At 65.9% G+C, this 18,061-nt stretch carries 15 protein-coding genes; 6 read left to right on the forward strand and 9 right to left on the reverse strand.

What is annotated here, in order from left to right; all coding sequences use genetic code 11:
- Positions 1 to 43 precede the first annotated feature (43 nt).
- Together mfd and HYH08_RS04015 are read right to left on the reverse strand one after the other, a co-directional pair.
- On the reverse strand, positions 44 to 3,562 hold the full coding sequence (mfd, locus tag HYH08_RS04010; RefSeq protein WP_220008457.1) for a transcription-repair coupling factor: 3,519 nt from the start codon (positions 3,560 to 3,562) through the stop codon (positions 44 to 46).
- Positions 3,559 to 3,849, reverse strand: a complete 291-nt coding sequence (locus HYH08_RS04015) for an FAD assembly factor SdhE (RefSeq protein WP_220008458.1) — start codon at positions 3,847 to 3,849, stop codon at positions 3,559 to 3,561. Before HYH08_RS04015 ends, mfd begins: the two co-directional genes overlap by 4 nt.
- Positions 3,850 to 4,042: 193 nt before the next feature.
- Between HYH08_RS04015 and recG the strand changes: the two genes are divergently transcribed.
- Complete coding sequence (gene recG, locus HYH08_RS04020; protein ID WP_220008459.1) at positions 4,043 to 6,151, forward strand: ATP-dependent DNA helicase RecG; 2,109 nt, start codon at positions 4,043 to 4,045, stop codon at positions 6,149 to 6,151.
- Here recG and panE read toward each other — a convergent pair.
- A complete protein-coding gene (gene panE, locus HYH08_RS04025; protein WP_220008460.1) occupies positions 6,148 to 7,077 on the reverse strand; it encodes a 2-dehydropantoate 2-reductase in 930 nt (309 codons plus the stop codon). The genes recG and panE overlap by 4 nt on opposite strands.
- 207 nt (positions 7,078 to 7,284) lie before the next feature.
- Here panE and HYH08_RS04030 point away from each other — a divergent pair, with 207 nt between their 5' ends.
- Positions 7,285 to 7,809 (forward strand): P-loop NTPase family protein, encoded by a 525-nt coding sequence (locus tag HYH08_RS04030; RefSeq protein ID WP_220008461.1) that lies wholly within the window; start codon positions 7,285 to 7,287, stop codon positions 7,807 to 7,809.
- Here the strand turns inward: HYH08_RS04030 and HYH08_RS04035 are convergent.
- The 3 genes from HYH08_RS04035 to glmS form a co-directional block, all read right to left on the reverse strand.
- On the reverse strand, positions 7,806 to 8,663 hold the full coding sequence (locus HYH08_RS04035; protein ID WP_220008462.1) for an NAD(P)-dependent oxidoreductase: 858 nt from the start codon (positions 8,661 to 8,663) through the stop codon (positions 7,806 to 7,808). The two genes, HYH08_RS04030 and HYH08_RS04035, sit on opposite strands and share 4 nt — an antisense overlap.
- Before the next feature lie 104 nt (positions 8,664 to 8,767).
- Positions 8,768 to 9,538 (reverse strand): DUF502 domain-containing protein, encoded by a 771-nt coding sequence (locus HYH08_RS04040; protein WP_220008463.1) that lies wholly within the window; start codon positions 9,536 to 9,538, stop codon positions 8,768 to 8,770.
- An 89-nt stretch (positions 9,539 to 9,627) separates the two neighbouring features.
- Positions 9,628 to 11,454, reverse strand: a complete 1,827-nt coding sequence (gene glmS, locus HYH08_RS04045; protein WP_220008464.1) for a glutamine--fructose-6-phosphate transaminase (isomerizing) — start codon at positions 11,452 to 11,454, stop codon at positions 9,628 to 9,630.
- A 219-nt stretch (positions 11,455 to 11,673) separates the two neighbouring features.
- Between glmS and HYH08_RS04050 the strand changes: the two genes are divergently transcribed.
- Positions 11,674 to 11,904 carry a hypothetical protein gene (locus tag HYH08_RS04050; protein WP_220008465.1) on the forward strand — a complete coding sequence of 77 codons (231 nt, stop codon included), beginning with the start codon at positions 11,674 to 11,676 and terminating at the stop codon, positions 11,902 to 11,904.
- Positions 11,905 to 11,911: 7 nt separating this feature from the next.
- On the opposite strand, the gene HYH08_RS04055 is transcribed toward HYH08_RS04050, so the two are convergent.
- Complete coding sequence (locus tag HYH08_RS04055) at positions 11,912 to 12,097, reverse strand: hypothetical protein (protein WP_220008466.1); 186 nt, start codon at positions 12,095 to 12,097, stop codon at positions 11,912 to 11,914.
- A 47-nt stretch (positions 12,098 to 12,144) separates the two neighbouring features.
- Positions 12,145 to 13,500, reverse strand: a complete 1,356-nt coding sequence (glmU, locus tag HYH08_RS04060; RefSeq protein WP_220008467.1) for a bifunctional UDP-N-acetylglucosamine diphosphorylase/glucosamine-1-phosphate N-acetyltransferase GlmU — start codon at positions 13,498 to 13,500, stop codon at positions 12,145 to 12,147.
- Positions 13,501 to 13,672: 172 nt separating this feature from the next.
- On the opposite strand from glmU, the gene HYH08_RS04065 reads away from it, so the two are divergent.
- Together HYH08_RS04065 and HYH08_RS04070 are read left to right on the forward strand one after the other, a co-directional pair.
- Positions 13,673 to 15,058, forward strand: a complete 1,386-nt coding sequence (locus tag HYH08_RS04065; RefSeq protein WP_220008468.1) for a hypothetical protein — start codon at positions 13,673 to 13,675, stop codon at positions 15,056 to 15,058.
- Positions 15,059 to 15,172: 114 nt separating this feature from the next.
- Positions 15,173 to 15,553 carry a hypothetical protein gene (locus HYH08_RS04070; protein ID WP_220008469.1) on the forward strand — a complete coding sequence of 127 codons (381 nt, stop codon included), beginning with the start codon at positions 15,173 to 15,175 and terminating at the stop codon, positions 15,551 to 15,553.
- Here the strand turns inward: HYH08_RS04070 and HYH08_RS04075 are convergent.
- A complete protein-coding gene (locus HYH08_RS04075) occupies positions 15,513 to 17,177 on the reverse strand; it encodes a glycoside hydrolase family 17 protein (RefSeq protein ID WP_220008470.1) in 1,665 nt (554 codons plus the stop codon). The genes HYH08_RS04070 and HYH08_RS04075 overlap by 41 nt on opposite strands.
- Positions 17,178 to 17,400: 223 nt before the next feature.
- Between HYH08_RS04075 and HYH08_RS04080 the strand changes: the two genes are divergently transcribed.
- Positions 17,401 to 18,000: a beta-1-3, beta-1-6-glucan biosynthesis protein gene (locus HYH08_RS04080; RefSeq protein ID WP_220008928.1), complete on the forward strand. Its 600-nt coding sequence runs from the start codon at positions 17,401 to 17,403 to the stop codon at positions 17,998 to 18,000.
- The last annotated feature ends 61 nt before the right edge of the window (positions 18,001 to 18,061 follow it).

The following is an 18,061-nucleotide window of genomic DNA, read 5'->3' on the forward strand; positions in this document are numbered from 1 at the left end:
TCCGAGCCGGGCGCACTCCGCCGGCCCCGGAATACTACGGCCCCTACGCCGCCTTCTTGCTCTGCGCCAGTTGCGCCAGCTGCCGCATGATCTCCGTGGTACCGGCGAGACGCTCTTCGGGCGTTTCCCAATCCTGCAGGAAGACCACCTTCATGTCGGGGCGCACCTTGGCAGCCTGGCCATAGCTGCGGATGAACGACACCAGACGATCCGGATAGGCGAAGGAATTGTCCTGGAAGACGATGACGGCGCCCTTCGGACCGGCATCGATCTTCTCGACATTGGCCTGCCTGCAGAACGCCTTGATGGCGGCGACCTTGAACAGGTAGCGCACCTCGTCCGGCAAGACGCCAAAGCGGTCGCGCATCTCGGCGCCGAAATTCTCGATCTCCTCCTCGGTGTCGAGATCGGCAAGCCGCCGGTACAGCGACAGCCGCACCGAGAGATCGCCGACATAGTCCTCCGGGATCAGCACGGGCATGCCGATGGTGATCGACGGCGACCAGCGGTCCGCGGCCGGCTCGGCGACGCCGGCCTTGAGGTTGACGATCGCCTCCTCCAGCATCGATTGATAGAGCTCGAAGCCGACCTCCTTGATGTGGCCGGACTGCTCCTCGCCGAGCAGATTGCCGGCGCCGCGAATGTCGAGGTCGTGGGACGCGAGCTGGAAGCCCGCGCCCAGCGTCTCCAACGATTGCAGCACGGTGAGGCGGCGCTCGGCCTGCGCGGTGATCTTCTGTTGCGCCGGCAGCGTGAACAGCGCGTAGGCCCGCAGCTTGGACCGGCCGACGCGGCCGCGCAGCTGATAGAGCTGGGCGAGGCCGAACATGTCGGCGCGATGCACGATCAGCGTGTTGGCGTTCGGAATGTCGAGGCCGGATTCGACGATCGTGGTCGACAGCAGGATGTCGAACTTGCCGTCGTAGAACGCGGTCATGATGTCCTCGATCACGGCGGGCGGCATCTGGCCGTGCGCGACCGCGACCTTCATCTCCGGAACGTTCTTGTCGAGGAAGTCCTTGACCTCGGCGAGGTCGTCGATACGCGGCACCACGTAGAACGCCTGGCCGCCGCGATAGCGCTCGCGGAGCAGCGCCTCGCGGATCATCAGGGGATCGTGCGGGGCGACGAAGGTGCGGACCGCAAGACGGTCGACCGGGGGCGAAGCGATGATCGAGAGCTCGCGGACACCGGTGAGCGCCAGTTGCAGCGTGCGCGGGATCGGCGTTGCCGACAGCGTCAGTACATGCACCTCGGACCGCAGCGCCTTCAGCCGCTCCTTGTGGGTGACGCCAAAATGCTGCTCCTCGTCGACGATGACGAGGCCGAGATCGCGGAACTTGATGGTCTTGCCGAGCAACGCATGGGTGCCGACGACGATGTCGACGGACCCGTCGGCGATGCCCTTCTTGACCTCATTGAGCTGTTTTGTCGGGATCAGGCGCGAGGCTTGCGCGACGTTGACCGGAAAGCCTTTGAAGCGCTCGCTGAATGTACGGTAGTGCTGGCGCGCCAGCAGCGTGGTCGGCACCACGACGGCCACCTGCTTGCCGTCGAGCGCGACGGCGAACGCTGCGCGCAGCGCCACCTCGGTCTTGCCGAAGCCAACGTCGCCGCAGATCAGCCGGTCCATCGGACGGCCGAGCTCGAGGTCCTTCAGCGTGGATTCGATCGCGCCCAGCTGATCTTCGGTCTCGTCATAAGGGAAGCGTGCGCAGAACTCGTCGTACAGGCCCTGCTGCACCGGCAGTTTGGGCGCCTCATGCAGATGGCGCGCAGCGGCGATCTTGATCAGCTCGCCCGCGATCTCGCGGATGCGGTTCTTGAGCTTGGCCTTGCGCGTCTGCCAGCCGGAGCCGCCGAGGCGATCCAGCTCGACCGTGGTCTGGTCGGAGCCGTAGCGCGACAACAGCTCGATGTTCTCGACAGGGAGAAACAGCTTCGTCTCGGCCGCATAATGCAGCTCGAGGCAGTCATGCGGCGCGCCAGCAACGTCGAGCGTCTGCAGGCCGACGAAGCGGCCGATGCCGTGGTCAACGTGGACGACGATGTCGCCGGCGGTGAGGCTCGTCACCTCGGAGATGAAATTGTCGAGCTTGCGGCTGGCCTTGCGCGGCCGCACCAAACGGTCGCCGAGAATGTCCTGCTCGCTGATGACAGCGATCTCGTCGGTCTCGAAACCGCTTTCGAGGCCGAGCACGGCCAGCATGGTCTCGTTGCGCGGGGTCGCCTGCACCGTGCGCCAGGCATTGACGCTGGTGGTGTGGGTCAGCTTGTGGTCGCGCAGCATCGAATTCATGCGGTCGCGGGAGCCTTCGCTCCAGAGCGCGATCACCACCTTCTTGCGCTGGGCCTGCAGGGCCATGACGTGGCTGACGACGGACTCGAACACGTTGACCGTGGTGTCGTTACGCTCCGGCGCGAAGTCGCGGCCCTTGCGTGCGCCGGCATCGACGACGCTGGTGCCGTCGGTCGGTACCGAGAATGGCGTCAGCCGCGCCAACGGGACGTCACTGATCCGCTTGGTCCATTCCGCATCGGTGAGATAGAGTCGGTCGGGCGGCAGCGGCTTGTAGATGGCGCCGCCGCCGGGATGCTCCATCGCCTCGCGGCGGGCCTCGTAATAGTCCTGGATCTGCTTGAAGCGCTCGCGGACGGCGTCCTCGGCCTGCGGCTCGATCGCGACGGTTGCGCCTTGCAGATAGTCGAACAGCGTGTCCATCCGGTCCTGGAACAGCGGCAACCAGTGCTCCATGCCGGGATGGCGGCGGCCTTCGCTGACGGCCTCGTACAGCGCATCGTCGCGCTCGGGCGCGCCGAACTCGGCGACATAGCCCATGCGGAAACGCCTGATGGTGTCGGTGACGAGCTGGAATTCGGAGATCGGCACCAGATCGAGCGAGCGCATGTCGAGCAGCGTGCGCTGGGTCTCGGCATCGAAGCTGCGGATCGATTCCAGGCTGTCGCCGAAAAAGTCGAAACGCACGGGCTGCTCGAGGCCTGCCGGAAACAGGTCGAGGATGCCGCCGCGCACGGCGTATTCGCCGGGCTCGCGCACGGTCGAGGAGCGGTTGTAGCCGTTGTGCTCCAGCCAGGCGACGATGGTGTCCATCGGCACGACATTGCCGGGGGCGACCGACAGCGCCTGCGCCGCCACGAGCTCGCGCGCGGGTACGCGCTGCACCACGGCGTTCACCGTCGTCAGCACGATCAGCGGCTTGTCGCTGCCGGTCAGCGCGGCAAGCCGCGCCAGCGTAGTCAGGCGTTGCGCCAGAATGCCGCCATGCGGCGAGACGCGGTCATAGGGCTGGCAGTCCCAGGCCGGAAAGGTCAGCACCGGCAGGTCGGGCGCGAAGAATTGCAACGCGCGTTCGAGCTGCTGCATGCGTGCGCCGTCGCGGCAGACCACGGCCAGACTGACGGCCGGCTTCTTCGGCCGTGCCGCAAGCGCGCGCGCCAGATCGGAGACCACGAGGCCCTCGGCGCCCTCCGCGACATTGGCAAGCGTCAGCGCGCGGCCGGGCGTGAGCAGCTCGGCCGGCGACTTCATCCCCTGCTTCATAGATTGCCGTCCGTGATCGGGAACGCCTTGATGCGCGCGAAGATCGCGCCGGCGACATCGGCGGGCAGCACCTTGTCGCCGGTGATGGCGGCATAGAGATCGGGATCGTTGACCTCGAGCAGGGTTTCGAGCTCGGTCAGCTCGGCCTCGGACAGATTGCCGATCTCGGCATCGGCGAAGCGGCCGAGGATCAAATCCATCTCGCGCGTGCCGCGGTGCCAGCAGCGGAACAGCAGCCGCTTGCGGCGGTCGTCCAGCCCGTTGCTCGATCGTGTCGTTCCCGTCATGCCTCAGATCCAGTCAAACGCCGAAAGCCCGGACGTGCCGGGCGGGGCTGATATAGCCACTCGAACGGGCGATGTCAGCCCTTTGTTCTTGCAATTGTTCGGGGACTGTCATTGCCGGGCTTGACCCGGCAATCCATCGTCCTTGAAAAGATGGATGCGCGGGTCAAGCCCGCGCATGACGAATGTTGCCAGAATGCGCCCGAGCCTCCTCAATCCGCTGTTTGCTCCCGTGACCAGCCTGCCCGGCGTCGGTCCGAAGCAGGACAAGCTGCTGCAATATCTGCTCAGCCGGAGCGAGACGCCGCGGCTGGTCGACCTGCTGCTGCATCTGCCGAGCCAGGTGATCGACCGCCGGGCGCGGCCGAAGATCCGCGACGCCGCGCAGGGAACCATGGTGACGCTGGAGGTCACGGTCGACCGTCACCGCCCGCCCCCGCCGCGCAATGCGCGCGCGCCGTATCTGGTCTATGCCAGCGACGACACCGGCGACGTGGTGCTGACCTTCTTCCGCGCCAAGGCGGGCTATGTCGAGAAGCTCTTGCCGGTCGGCGAGAAGCGCTACGTCTCCGGCACGCTCCAGATGTATGACGGCATCCCGCAGATCGTGCATCCCGACCGCGTGCTCGACGAGGAGGCGATTTCAAAGCTCACCGGGATCGACCCGGTCTATCCGCTGACAACGGGTCTGGCGATCGGCTCGCTGCGTCGTGCGGTCGCTCAGGCGTTGCAGAAACTGCCGGTGCTGCCGGAATGGATCAGCCCGGAGGTGATGCGCCGCTGCCACTTCCCGCCCATCGCGGAAGCGCTCCATCGCGTGCACCAGCCGGTCGAGCTGACGGACATCCTGCCGGACCGGCCGTTCTGGTCCCGCCTCGCCTTCGACGAGCTGCTGGCCGGCCAGCTCGCCCTGGCCCTGATCCGCGCGCAGCTGCGCCGCCCCGCCGGCGTCCGCAATGCCGGCGACGGGCATTTGCGCAACAAGATCATCGACGCCCTGCCCTATGCCCTGACGCCGTCCCAGCGCAGTGCCGCGGCCGCGATCGCCGAAGACCTGAAACAGCCGGTGCGCATGCTGCGGCTGCTCCAGGGTGACGTTGGCTCCGGCAAGACCGTGGTGGCACTGCTCGCGGCCGCCGCCGTCGCCGAAGTCGGCAAGCAGGCGGCACTGATGGCCCCGACCGAAATTTTGGCGCGGCAGCATATCAAGACTATCGCGCCGCTCGCCGAGCGTGCGGGGATGCGGGTCGCAATCCTCACTGGCCGGGAAAAAGGCAAGGAACGGCGCGAGCTGCTGGCGCAGCTCGAAGCCGGCGAGATCAATCTCCTCGTCGGCACCCATGCGCTGATCCAGGATGACGTGATCTTCCGCGATCTTGCGCTGGCCATCGTCGACGAGCAGCACCGCTTTGGCGTGCGCGAGCGCCTTGCGCTCACCTCGAAGGGCGAAGCGGTGGACGTGCTGGTGCTGAGCGCCACGCCCATTCCGCGCACGCTGGTGCTGACCTATTTCGGCGACATGGACATCTCGGAGCTGCGCGAAAAGCCGGCCGGCCGCCAGCCGATCGACACCCGCGCCGTCGCGATGAGCCGGCTCGGCGAGGTCATGGACGGCGTCGGCCGCGCGCTCGAAGCCGGCAAGCTGGTGTACTGGATCTGCCCGCTGGTCGAGGAATCCGAGGCCGAGGGCACCGAGCATCTCACCAACGCGACCAAGCGTTTCGAGAGCCTGCAGAAGCGTTTTGGCGACCGCGTCGGCCTCGTCCACGGCCAGATGAAAGGCGCCGAGAAGGACCGTGTCATGGGCCAGTTCGCGGCCCACGAGATCGGCCTTCTGGTCGCGACCACTGTCGTCGAGGTCGGCGTCGACGTGCCTGCGGCGACCATCATGGTGATCGAGAATGCCGAACGGTTTGGCCTTGCCCAGCTGCACCAGCTGCGCGGCCGGATTGGGCGCGGCTCGGAGGCCTCGACCTGCATTCTGCTCTACAGCGAGCCACTCGGCGAAATGTCGAAAGCCCGGCTGAAAGTCATCCGCGAGACGACCGACGGCTTCCGCATCGCCGAGGAAGACCTCAAGCTGCGCGGCGAAGGGGACGTGCTCGGCGTGCGCCAGAGCGGCCTGCCCGGCTACCGCATCGCGCGCTCTGAGGTGCACGGCCAGCTCATCACCCAGGCGAGAGACGAAGCGCTGCGGATCCTGAAAGAAGACCCGAAGCTGAAGGGCGAGCGCGGCGAGGCGCTGCGGTGCCTGTTGTATCTGTTTGAACGCGACGAGGCGATCCCGCTGATCGGCGCCGGTTAGCCTGCGGCCCTCCGGCGCCCGACCTCGTAAGCCGCCACATGCGCGCGGGCGAGGTCCAGCAGCGGCGTATCGATGCCAAGCGTGCGGGCGCGGTTGGCCATGTCGCCGAGGATGTGCTCGGCCTCGGTGACCGAGCCGCGCTCGATGTCGCGCAGCATCGAGGCCTTGAGCGGCGAGTCCAGGGTCGTGAACAGTTTTCGGTCGAACTCGATGAACGGGGCGCGCGGCTCGAAACCTGAGGCGGTCGCGACGGCGCAGCATTCCGCGAACAGGCGGAAGATCGACTGCTCGCCGTTCGGGACACTCAGAATATCGCCGATGCTCGCGCGCATCAGGCAGGTGATGCCGGCGAGCGTCGAGAGCTGGACGAATTTCTCCCACATGTCCTGCATGATTGCTTCGCTGGCGCGCACGTCGATCCCGGGGACATGCAGCAGAGTCTCCAAGGCGAGCGTGCGCTCGCTCAGCGCGCCGTTGGTCTCGCCGAAGACGATGGTCTGATTGGCCATGAACTGGACGACACGACCGTCCGCATCGAGCCCGGCGCTGACATTTGCGAGCCCGCCGAGGACGCGCTCGGCGCCGAACTTCGCGGTCAGAGCGTCGAGATGTTTCAAACCATTGAGGATCGGCAAAATCATCGTGTCGGCGCCGACCGCAGGGGCAAACTGGCTCATGGCATCGTCGAGCGAGTAGGATTTCACGCCGACCAGCACGACGTCGAACGTCTCCTTGAGATCATTGGCCAGAAGGATTTTGGGCTGCACCGCGAAGTCGCCATGCGGGCTCACGACCTGCAATCCGTTCTGACGCAGCTGCCCGGCCCGCTTCTCGCGCACCAGAAAGGTCACGTCGCGCCCGGCCCGGACCATGCGAGCTCCGTAATAGCCGCCAAGCGCGCCCGCGCCGATCACCAGCACTCTCATTCGAACTCCGATTGCAGAAAAATTGTTTCGGCAGAGATCATAGCAGATGGGTCTCGCAGCGTCTCCTCCTCGTCATTGCGAGCGCAGCGAAGCTGAAATGCGTCCGCGGAGACAGTCTGGACTACTTCGCTCCGTCCGCAATGACGGCATGGCCGATTCAGAGGACATGCCCTTTCGTCGCGGCCGATTTCGTGAAACCTTCGTCTCATGCGCCGGATCATCGTCGTTGGCTCCCAGGGAAGCGGAAAGACGAGCCTCTCCCGCAATCTCGGGCGAAAGCTCGGCTTGCCCGTGGTGCATCTCGACGTGCTGTACTGGCGCCCGGGCTGGACGCCATCCGACACCGCCAGCTTTCGGACGCGCGTCACCGAGGCGATCGCGGGCGAGGCCTGGGTCGTCGACGGCAGCTTCTCGGGACTCGCCTTCGATCTCACGCTTGCCCGCGCCGATCTTCTTGTCGTCATCGATCGCCCGCGCTGGCTGTGCCAGTGGCGCATCGTCTGGCGCTCCGCCTTCGATCGCGACACGGCGCGGCCGGATTTGCCGGAGGGGTGCCCGGAACAGTTCGACTGGAAGCTGATGCAGGAGGCGTGGCGCTACGGCACCGAGCGCGCGCCCGTCATCGAGGCGGAGCGCCTGCAATATGGCCCCGACGTCCCGGTCGTGCGCCTCAGACGCGACCGCGATATCCAGGGGTTTCTGGAGTCCGTCACTTCAGGTCGGGACGACTAAGCCTTTTCTGTCGCGATGCTCGCGGCGAACGTCTTCATCAGCTCCGCATCCACCGCCTCGCCTTTCGCGTCGGCGGCGAGGTGTTCGAACCAGCGGGCAAAGCCTTCGTAGATCTGGCTGGCGGGATGATCGGGGCCGAGGAAGCCGGAAATCTCCCGCATCTCCGCGACCCAGCGATAGGCCTTTGGCAGCATGTCAGGCAGTGCAACTTCGAGCCGCGCCAGGATCGCGGGCTGGCTCAATGCGAGCTCGTCGCGAAGCGCATCCGCCGCGCCAGCTTTCGTGGCCGCGACCACCATGGCCGAGCCGATGCCGGCGAGGCCCTTGACGATGCCAGCATAGGACATTTTGAGCGCGGACGCCGCGCCAACCGGGCCTTCGACGATGCGCACGTCAAGGCCAAAATCCTTCAGCACCGCGACATCCTTCGCATGCGCGCCGGACATATAGAACGCCGGGCCCTTAGCCCCCGGCTGCGGCGGGAAGCCGATGATGCCGCCGTCCACGAACGGCGCCTGCGCCGAGCCGATGATCTCTTCGATCCGTTGCACGGTGTCGACATTGACCGCGTTGCAGTCGACCACGACCGGCTTCTTCGTGCGCCGGACGATCAGCGCAGCCAGGCGTTCGGCCAAAGCCACCGCCTCGCCCGGCGGCACGATGGAGAGGATGATGTCGGCATCGGCGATCGCGTCGTCCTCGACACCGACCATGCCGGCCTCCGCTGCGCGCTTCAGCGTCGCCTCACTGCGCCCCTTCAATGACGTCAGCACGCGCGCGCCGTTGTCGCTGAGACGGCGGGCCACGGCGCTGCCCATGGCGCCGGGGGCGAGGATCGCAATGGTTTTGGACATAAGGCACTCCGGACTGAACTCCGAGCGACGCGCCCGGATTGGCCGGAGATTAGCAGAGGATGAACTGTCCGCGTGACCGGCGGCCATCCGCCAAGGGAATGGCCCTACTCCACCTTCGCAGGCTGCGTCTGGAGCGCCGGCGCATTGGCGATACGCGCGGCATTGGCCATGCCCGCGAGCGCAGCGGCCTTCTTCGGGTCGGGCGCCGAGCCCGGCTGCACCACGCCGGCCGACATGATCAGCGTTGCGGCGTCCTCAGCGCTGAGATCGACCTCGATGATCTTGCTCTTGGGCACGTAGAAGAAGAAGCCGGTGGTCGGGTTCGGCGAGCACGGCAGAAACACCGAGACATGCTCCTCCTGCCCCGGCAGGCTGCGCGAGACTTCTTCGTTCGGCGACTGCGAGATCAGCACGATCGACCACATGCCGGGCGATGGAAACTCGACGAGGCCCACCTTCCGGAAGCTCGAGCCCTTGCCCGAGAACAGCGTCTCGAACACCTGCTTCAGGCCGCGGTAGATGGCGCGCACGGCCGGAATCCGGCCGAGGAAGGTCTCGCCGACATCGACCAGCGTCCGGCCGATCAGGTTCGCCGCCAGGAAGCCGACCAGCGTCAGCGTGAAGAATGCGACAATCAGTCCCCAGCCGGGAACGCCGTAAGGCAGATAGGTTTCGGGCCGATAGGCCAGCGGCACGAACGGCCGCACCACGCCGTCGACCCAGGTGACGAACCACCAGACCAGATAGAGGGTGATCGCGATCGGCCCCGTCACGATGAGGCCGGTCAGGAAATAGTTGCGGAAACGGCCCATCAGGCCGGTATGCGGTTCCGGCGCGGGATCAAGCGGCGCAGGCGCGTCGTCGCGGGTGGTCATTCGGGTTCCAGGTCGGTCGCTGCAAACAAGCTAGGGTCTTCTAGCAGGTTTTGGAAGACCACGAAGCGAGCGACACTGGTCCCTTCTGCCTATTCCACGGTCACCGATTTGGCGAGATTGCGCGGCTGGTCAACGTCGGTGCCCATGATGACGGCCGTGTGATAGGCCAGCAGCTGGACGGGAACGGCATAGACCATCGGCGTAAACGCCGCCGCCATGTCGGGCATGACGATGGTGACGAGCGAATCCACGGTCGCCTCCTCCGCGCCCTTGGCGTCGGTCATCAGGATGATCTTGCCGCCGCGGGCGGCGACCTCCTGCATGTTGGAGACCGTCTTCTCGAACACGCGGTCATAGGGCGCGATGACGACGACCGGCATGGTCTCGTCGATCAGCGCGATCGGGCCGTGCTTGAGCTCGCCGGCGGCATAGCCTTCGGCGTGGATGTAGGAGATTTCCTTCAGCTTCAGCGCGCCTTCCAGCGCCAGCGGGAAGCTGGTGCCGCGCCCGAGATAGAGCACGTCGCGCGATTTCGCGATCTCGCGCGCCAGCTTCTCGATCTGGAGCTCGCTCGTGAGCGCATCCGACATCAGCCGCGGAATCTCGACAAGGCCGTGGACCAGCTTGGTCTCATCCGCGTCGGAGAGTTCGCCGCGCGCCTTGCCGGCCGCGATGGCGAGGTTGGCCAGCACCATCAGCTGGCAGGTGAAGGCCTTGGTCGAGGCGACGCCGATCTCGGGACCGGCCAGCGTCTGCAGCACGGTCTCGCTCTCGCGCGCGATGGTGGAGGTCGGCACGTTGACGACGGCGATGGTGTGCACGCCCTCGGCCTTGGCGTAGCGGAGCGCGGCCAGCGTGTCGGCGGTCTCGCCCGACTGCGAGATGAAGATCGCGAGATCGCCTTTGCGCAGCGGCGCCTCGCGATAGCGGAATTCGGAGGCGACATCGACCTCGACCGGCACGCGCGCAAAGCGCTCGAACCAGTATTTTGCGACGAAGCCGGCATAGCTCGCGGTGCCGCAAGCGGTGATGTTGATGCGGCGGATGTCGTTGAAGTCGAACGGCAGCTTGACCGGCAGCGCGACGCGCTCGCTCGCCATGTCGACATAGCGCGCCAGCGTGTGGCCGACGACTTCCGGCTGCTCGTGGATTTCCTTGGCCATGAAGTGGCGGTAATTGGCCTTGTCGACCAGCGAGGTCGAGGCAGCGTGCTTGATCTTCTCGCGCTGGACGGCGTGACCGTCCTTGTCGAAGATGGTGGCGCTGTTGCGGGTCAGCACGACCCAGTCGCCGTCCTCGAGATAGCTGATCGTGTCGGTGAAGGGGCCGAGCGCGATGGCGTCGGAGCCGAGATACATCTCGCCGTCGCCATAGCCGATCGCGAGCGGCGGCCCGTTGCGGGCGCCGATCATGAGGTCGTCGTCGCCCGCGAAGATGAAGCCGAGCGCGAAAGCGCCGCGCAGCCGCCCCAGCGCCAGCTTGACCGCTTCCACCGGCTTGTTGCCGCGGGTCAGGAGATCGTCGACGAGATGCAGCACGATCTCGGTGTCGGTCTCGGTGTGGAACACCGTGCCCTTCTTCTCGAGCTCATCGCGCAGCTCGCGGAAATTCTCGATGATGCCGTTATGGACGACGGCGACGCGTTCGGTCGCGTGCGGATGGGCATTATTGACGGTCGGCTTGCCGTGGGTGGCCCAGCGGGTGTGACCGATGCCGGTCGTGCCCAGAAGCGGCTCGGCCTCGAGCCGCTTCTCCAGATTCTTCAGCTTGCCCTCGGCGCGGCGGCGCGCCAGATGCTTGCCTTCGAGCGTGGCGACGCCCGCGGAGTCATAGCCGCGATATTCAAGACGTTTGAGCGAATCCACCAATTGCTCTGCAACCGGCTCGCGCCCGAGAATGCCGACAATCCCGCACATGCGGATCAATATCCCCCAAATCGTCGAAAAATCGCCTAAACGACGCGCTCGGTTTTTAGCGAAGTTCCTAAGGAACCAGATACTCAATAATTATTGCTGATTGAGACAGCGGCGTTGTGCGACTGCTTCGACTGCGTCGAACTGCCTCGGCTTTAACCGCGCGGATTAACGTCTTGTCAACGAATTTGGCCAACGATTCCCCTTTAGGGAGATCAGGCCATGAAGGGCTCATCCGACCGCAAGGGTCTGTCATCAATGCATGTGCGCGCCAGCGAGACCACGGGCACGCACCTGGCCCATTGGCCGCCGCCCCAGCGCGCGATGGAGCGGGGCAAGGACACCAAGCCTGTCCTCGTCACGCAGTCGGCCGGCGAGCCGGCAAAACGCGCGAGGCCGCGCGGCTGGCGCTTGCAGCGAGCGATGTTCTCGGAAGTTGCCGACGACGATTAGAGGCTCGTTACCACCCCAGCACCAGGGCGAACACGAGCAAGACGACGAACGCCCAGAACGCAAGTCCAGTGACCAGCGATGCGATCGCGGTCGGGTCGGGGTCGCCGACCTGTTCCAGCACCCATCGTCCCGGCGGCATGATCACGCGCTTGACGAGATACGAGATCACATCGTCGATGTCGTCGTCATCCATGAGCGGGCAGCCCTAACGCCCGATGAGAGCGCCTGGGATTCGGCCTCTCATTTCTCCGACTTCTTGCCGCCGGTCTTCATCTCGCGATAGCGCGCCGCGCCGCCTTCGCGGATGGTCTGCTGGTTGCGTTCGAGCGCCATGGCATCGTCGGGCACGTCGCGCGTGATCACCGAGCCTGAGCCGATATAAGCACCGTTGCCGATCTTCACGGGGGCGACCAGCGAGGAGTTGGTGCCGACGAAGGCGCCCTGCCCGATCACCGTCTTGTGCTTCTTGAAGCCGTCGTAATTGCAGGTGATGGTGCCGGCACCGATGTTGGAATTGGCGCCGACGGTGGCATCGCCGATGTAAGAGAGATGGTTGACCTTGACGCCGGCCTCCAGCGTCGCCGCCTTGGTCTCCACGAAATTGCCGATCCGCGCGCCGTCGCCGAGCGAGGTGCCGGGACGCAGGCGCGCATAAGGCCCGATCGAAACCTTCTTGCCAAGCGTGGTCTCGACGATGTGCGAGAAGGAATGGATCACGGTGCCGTCGGCTATCGACACGCCGGGACCGATCACCACGAACGGCTCAATGGTGACGTCCTTGCCGAATGTCGTATCGGCGGACAGGTACACGGTCTCCGGCGCGATCAGCGTGACGCCGGATTCCATCGCAGCTTTGCGCAGGCGCGCCTGCATCACGGCCTCGGCCTCGGCGAGCTGCGCCTTGGTGTTGATGCCGCGCACCTCATCCTCGCTGGTCTCGATCACCACGGACTCCCATCCCTTGTCGCGGACGATCGCGACTGCATCGGTCAGATAATATTCGCCCTTGGAATTGGCGTTGCCGATCTTCTTGAGAATTTCGAGCGCGCGGCGGCCGTCGATCGCCATCACGCCGGCATTGCAGAGGTCGATCTTGCGCTCCTCGGCGCTCGCTTCGGCCTGCTCGCGGATCGCAACCAGCCGGTCGCCCTCGACGATGAAGCGGCCGTAGCCGGTGGGATCGGCGGCGCGAAAACCGAGTGCTGCGATCGCGGCGCCGTTGGCGAGCGGCGCACGCAGACGCGCAAAGGTTTCGGCCGAGATCAGCGGCGTGTCGCCGAAGGCAATGAGCAGATCGTCCACACCGCACGCGATCGCCTCACGCGCCGCCAGCACCGCATGCGCGGTGCCGAGCCGCTCGCTCTGCACGAAGGTGAGCGCGTCGGGGCGCATGCGCCTGGCCTCATCGGCGACCGCCTGATGATCGGGACCGATCACGACGGCGAGTGAGGTGCCGGTTCCCTTCGGTGCGGCCGCAAGCACGTGGGCAAGCAGCGTTTGATGTGCGACGGGATGCAGCACCTTCGGCAGGCTCGATCGCATGCGCGTGCCTTCGCCGGCGGCGAGTACGATCGTGAGGCTGGAACGGGCGGTCATCGAAATCCTGTCAGATACGGCCGAATCAATTGGCGTGACGGGCGGAACGCCCCAAGAAGGGCCCGCCTTGCTACCCCCGCAAACGCCCGGAATTCAAGTGCGACGGGGTTTTCCTGTTAATGTTCCCTGATTGATTCGGGGAAGCCGGACAGGGGCTGGGCACTAAACGTTCATGGCAAAGGATTCCGACCCACTGGCGGATGCCTTCGGCGAAAAGGAGACCGGCGGGCTGTTCTCCGGATTGTTGGCCGAGGAAAGCGCGTTCGACCGCCGCATGATGTGGCGGCTGGGCTCGTGGGGTTTGACGGCCGTCGGCGCCGTCGTCGTCGCCGTGATGGCCAATCAGGCCCAGCTTGGCTGGCGCCGTGACCAGGTCGCCTCCGCCGATCTCACGCGCCAGGCCGACCGGTTGCAAATGCTGAGCAAGGAGACCCAGAACGAGGCCCGTCGCCTCGCTTCCGCGATCGAGACGCTGAACACCGATCGCGATCGGCTTTACTCGCGTGTCACCGTGCTCGAGCAAGGGCTCGATTCCGTGACGGGCGCCATCGCGAAACAGAACGCAGGGCCGCCGCAAGCCTCCGCAGCGAAGCCGCAGGACGCCGCCAGTTTGATGGGACCGCCGGCCCCCAGTGTCGCACCCGTCACCTCGACACCGGCCACCGCGAACGACAAGCCACGCGCGGAGGCCGCCAAGGATTCATCGAAGGACCCGACGAAGGACGCCGCCAAGGAGCCGGCAAGCCCGCCACCGCAGACCGCGGCGGCCGCTTCGCTCGTCTCGCAGGCGCCGGCAACGACATCGGTAACGCCGATGCTTCCGCTGGTGCCATCCAAGTCGATCCTGGCCCCGCCCGATCCCGCAGCCTCCAGGCTGGTTCAGCCCGAGACAATCGAGAAGACGAACGAGAAGGCCGCCGAGAAGAAGCCCGAGCCCGCACCGTCCGAAGTCGCCGCGTTACCTGCCAAACCGCCGGAGACCACCGAGAGCGAGGCGCCAGCGATCGCGGTCCAGCAGACGCGCTTTGCGATCGACCTCGGCGGCGCCAACTCGCTCGACGGCCTGCGCGCGCTCTGGCGCGGCGTAACCAGGTCCAATCCGGAAGTCGCCGCGCTGCGTCCGATCATCATGATTAAGGAAGGCGCCACCGGCCTCGGCATGCAGCTTCGTCTCGGAGCCGGCCCGCTGATCAATGCCGCCGCTGCCGCAAAGCTCTGCGCGGGTCTCGCCGAGAACGACCGCCATTGCGAGACCACCGTGTTCGACGGGCAGCGGCTGTCGATGCGCGGCGGCTCGGAGAAGAACGAAAAGAGTCAGGACCGGGTTCAGGAGAAAAACGCCGAGAAGACCCAGGACGCGGCGCCGCAAGCCGAGACCGCGCCCGCCCCCGCTGCCGCCGCCAAGCCGGACAAGCATCGCCGCGGCTATTCCTCAAAGCGCTCATCGAAGCGTGAGGAACCGGCGCCAGCCCCCGCGGCGCCAGCCCCTGCGGCGGCGCAGCCGAAGCCGGAGACGGCGTCTGCGGGATCTACACTGTCGTCGTTTTTCAGGCGATAATCGTCTCGAAGGCTTGATTTCGCGAATTCGTTCGATCGTGCATTCTTGCGTGAATTCGCAGGAAACTTCCCTGCGCCTGTTGCCCCCTGCTTCCATCCCGACCATATTGCGGCCATGACAAAGAAGCCCTTCCGCCTCACGCCCTACCAGGTGCAGTTCCTGATCGTCGTCGGCTTTGTGTCCGTCGGCTATGCGACTTACCTGCGCTATCTCGGGATCGAGCTCTCGACCACCGGCCTTGCCTGCGACGCCGGCCTTCAGACACTGATCTGCAAGGCGCGTGCGGTAGCGACGGTGCTGTTCAAGAATTCGGTGTTCGGCATCGTCGCGCTGGTGGCCGCGACGCTGAACCTGATGCGGCCGTCGATCGTGCTTTTGACCGTCGGCATCATCGCCGCCGGCCTCGGCATCGTGCTCTACAACGTCCTGCTGTCGGGTCTTGCGATCGGCCTGCTCATTCTTGGGTTTGCTCGGCCCGCGCCCGCCACAGCGTGAGCGCGAACAAGAGATACATCGCGCAGGTCCACAGCGACTGCCAATTGTCGCGGCCCTCGTTGACGAGCACGTAGATTGCCGACAGCGCGAGCACGCCGGCGAACACCGCTTCCGCAATCGGCCGCTGGCCGATTTGCGGCCGGTTCAGCATCAGCAGCGCGAACGGCACCACCGCCATCGTCAGCGAGGCGTAGGGGAAGTCGTGGTAGCGCGGGTCGAACACGAAGGCGAGCGCGGTCTGCGCCCCGACCACCGCCGTCACCGCCAGCGTCAGGCCGAGCACGGCCGTCAGCTTCGACCATTTCCGACCCTCGCGCGGGCCGAGCAGATCGAGGAAGGTCGGCAGGCTGCGGCCGATCACCATCGCCTGCGCGCAGAAGATCGGCGACAAGATGCCGGCGAGCAGCAGCGCACCCCAATGCAGCCAGCCACCGATGCCGTAGCTCTCATAGTACATCTTGTCGGCGCCGATCCCGAGCAGGCTTCCGGCCGTCGTCGCCGAGATGGCGACGCCAAGCCAGGCCGAGAAACGCGGCGTCCACGGCCGCCGGCGTAGCGTGATCAGTGCCACCGCGAACACCAGCACGCACAGGCCCATCCCTGCGCCCATGTACCATTTCCAGTACGGAAAATTGCTGATCGGCTGGCCCGGCGGATATTTCAGGTTACGCCGCACCGAATCGTACAGGCCCCAATAGCCGCCGACGGTGCCTTCCAGCCTGCGCTTCCATGGCTGATCGTAGGACTCGATCAGGTTGACGCGAAACTTGTTCGCCTTCGCAAGGCTCAGGATTTCCGAGACCACGCGCGCCTGGTTGGTGCGCGACGGCAGCGCGCCATCGCGCATGCGCCCTTCGCTGGGCCAGCCTGTTTCGCCGATCAGGATCTCCTTACCGGGGAATGCCACCGCCATGCGCTCGCGGATGGTCTCGACATGGGCGGCAGCGAATTTCGCCTTGACCGGGAAATCCTCCCAATAGGGCAGGATGTGGATCGTGACGAAGTCGACGGCGTCATAGACCTCGCGGTTCTTCAGCCAGAACTCCCAGACATCGGCGTAGGTGACGGGGACGCTGACCTGCGCCTTCACGGAGCGGATGATGGAGACGAGGTCGGCGGTCGTCATCTCGCCACGCAGCAGCACCTCGTTGCCGACGATGATGCCGGTGATGACGCCGGGGAAATCCTTGGAGAGGCGCACGGCGAGCGCGGCCTGGTCGAGATTCTTGCTGCGATTGCTCGACAACCAGACGCCCTGCAGCACCTTGATCCCGCCGATCCGGGCGGCAACCGCCGGCACCTGATCGAGGCCGTTCTCCATCGAATAGGTGCGAACGCAGTCGGTGATCTCCTTGAGCTGGCGCAGATCCTGCTCGATCTGGTCGGCCTCGATATGGGTCCATGCGTTCAGCGGCGACTGCTCGCCCCGGAACGGCGCGTAGGAGACGCATTGGACCTTGTCGGCGGGATCGATCGGGGCGCGCGCGAGCGTGATTGGCGTGGCCAGCCACCACCACACGGCAGCAATTACCCCCAGTGAAACGAGCAGAAGCGCCAGTGGCGTACGAAGAGAAATCGGTTCCGTCCTCCGCGAAGGGCCGTCGATTACCTGCATCCACGCCATCTGCCAAGGGGTGACCGGAGCTGGATCGGTATCCTCCCAACGGAATTTACCTGCGTCCGTTCGACCGGGGCCTAGGATCGTGACTTTGCTGGACAAAATTCGAAATACAGGTCATCAGACTCGCCGGGCATTTTCCGCCGCATTGGAGGCCCATTTGGACGCCATCAACTGGCGCGTCCGTGGGATCCTGGCGCGGGCGGTGAGCGGAGCAATTGGGGAATTCATGCGGCAACGGGTGCGTCAGTCACGAAATGCGGTCCTGCGGCAGTTCGCCGCCACCTTGGCCGTCTCCTCCCTTCTTGTTCTGGCCGGCCTTGGCGGCGCCTCCGCCCAGAGCGGCACGCCCGCCCCGGACCAGAGCAAGGCCGCGGCCCAGCCCGCCGACGCCGCAGCAGCCAAGGACGCCGCCCAGAACCAGCGCCGCACCGACGAGTTCGCTGAAGCCGCTCAGGTCATCAACGGCCCGGCCGGCAACCCCGAATGCGTCTGGCTCGGCCGGCGCGTGGTGCGGCTGATGTGGCGGGATGACCTCGATACCGCGTTCCGCCATCTGGACCTTTACGACCGCTTCGGCTGCCCCGGCGGCCATATCCAGGCCGCCTTCCGCTGCCTGACCCGGTTCGGCGGCCAGATCGATCCCAAGGTCGCCGAGACGCTGGATAGCCGTGTGCACGCTTGCTGGATCAATCCGGCCTCGCAGCCGCAGCAGGCGGCGGCCGCGGCCTCCCAGCCGGCGGCTCCGACCACCGGCAATGCGCAGGCCCCGCAGCCGGCCGCGAGCCCCTCGCCTGCGGCAAGCCCGTCTCCGGCGCCCCAGAAATAACCGCAGGTCGTTTCAGCCTCCGTTCAGGAACGATCGGCGATAGAAGCGGTTGGCACTGCCG

The sequence above is a fragment of the Bradyrhizobium sp. BR 10289 genome (assembly GCF_019455385.1).
Lineage (GTDB): Bacteria > Pseudomonadota > Alphaproteobacteria > Rhizobiales > Xanthobacteraceae > Bradyrhizobium.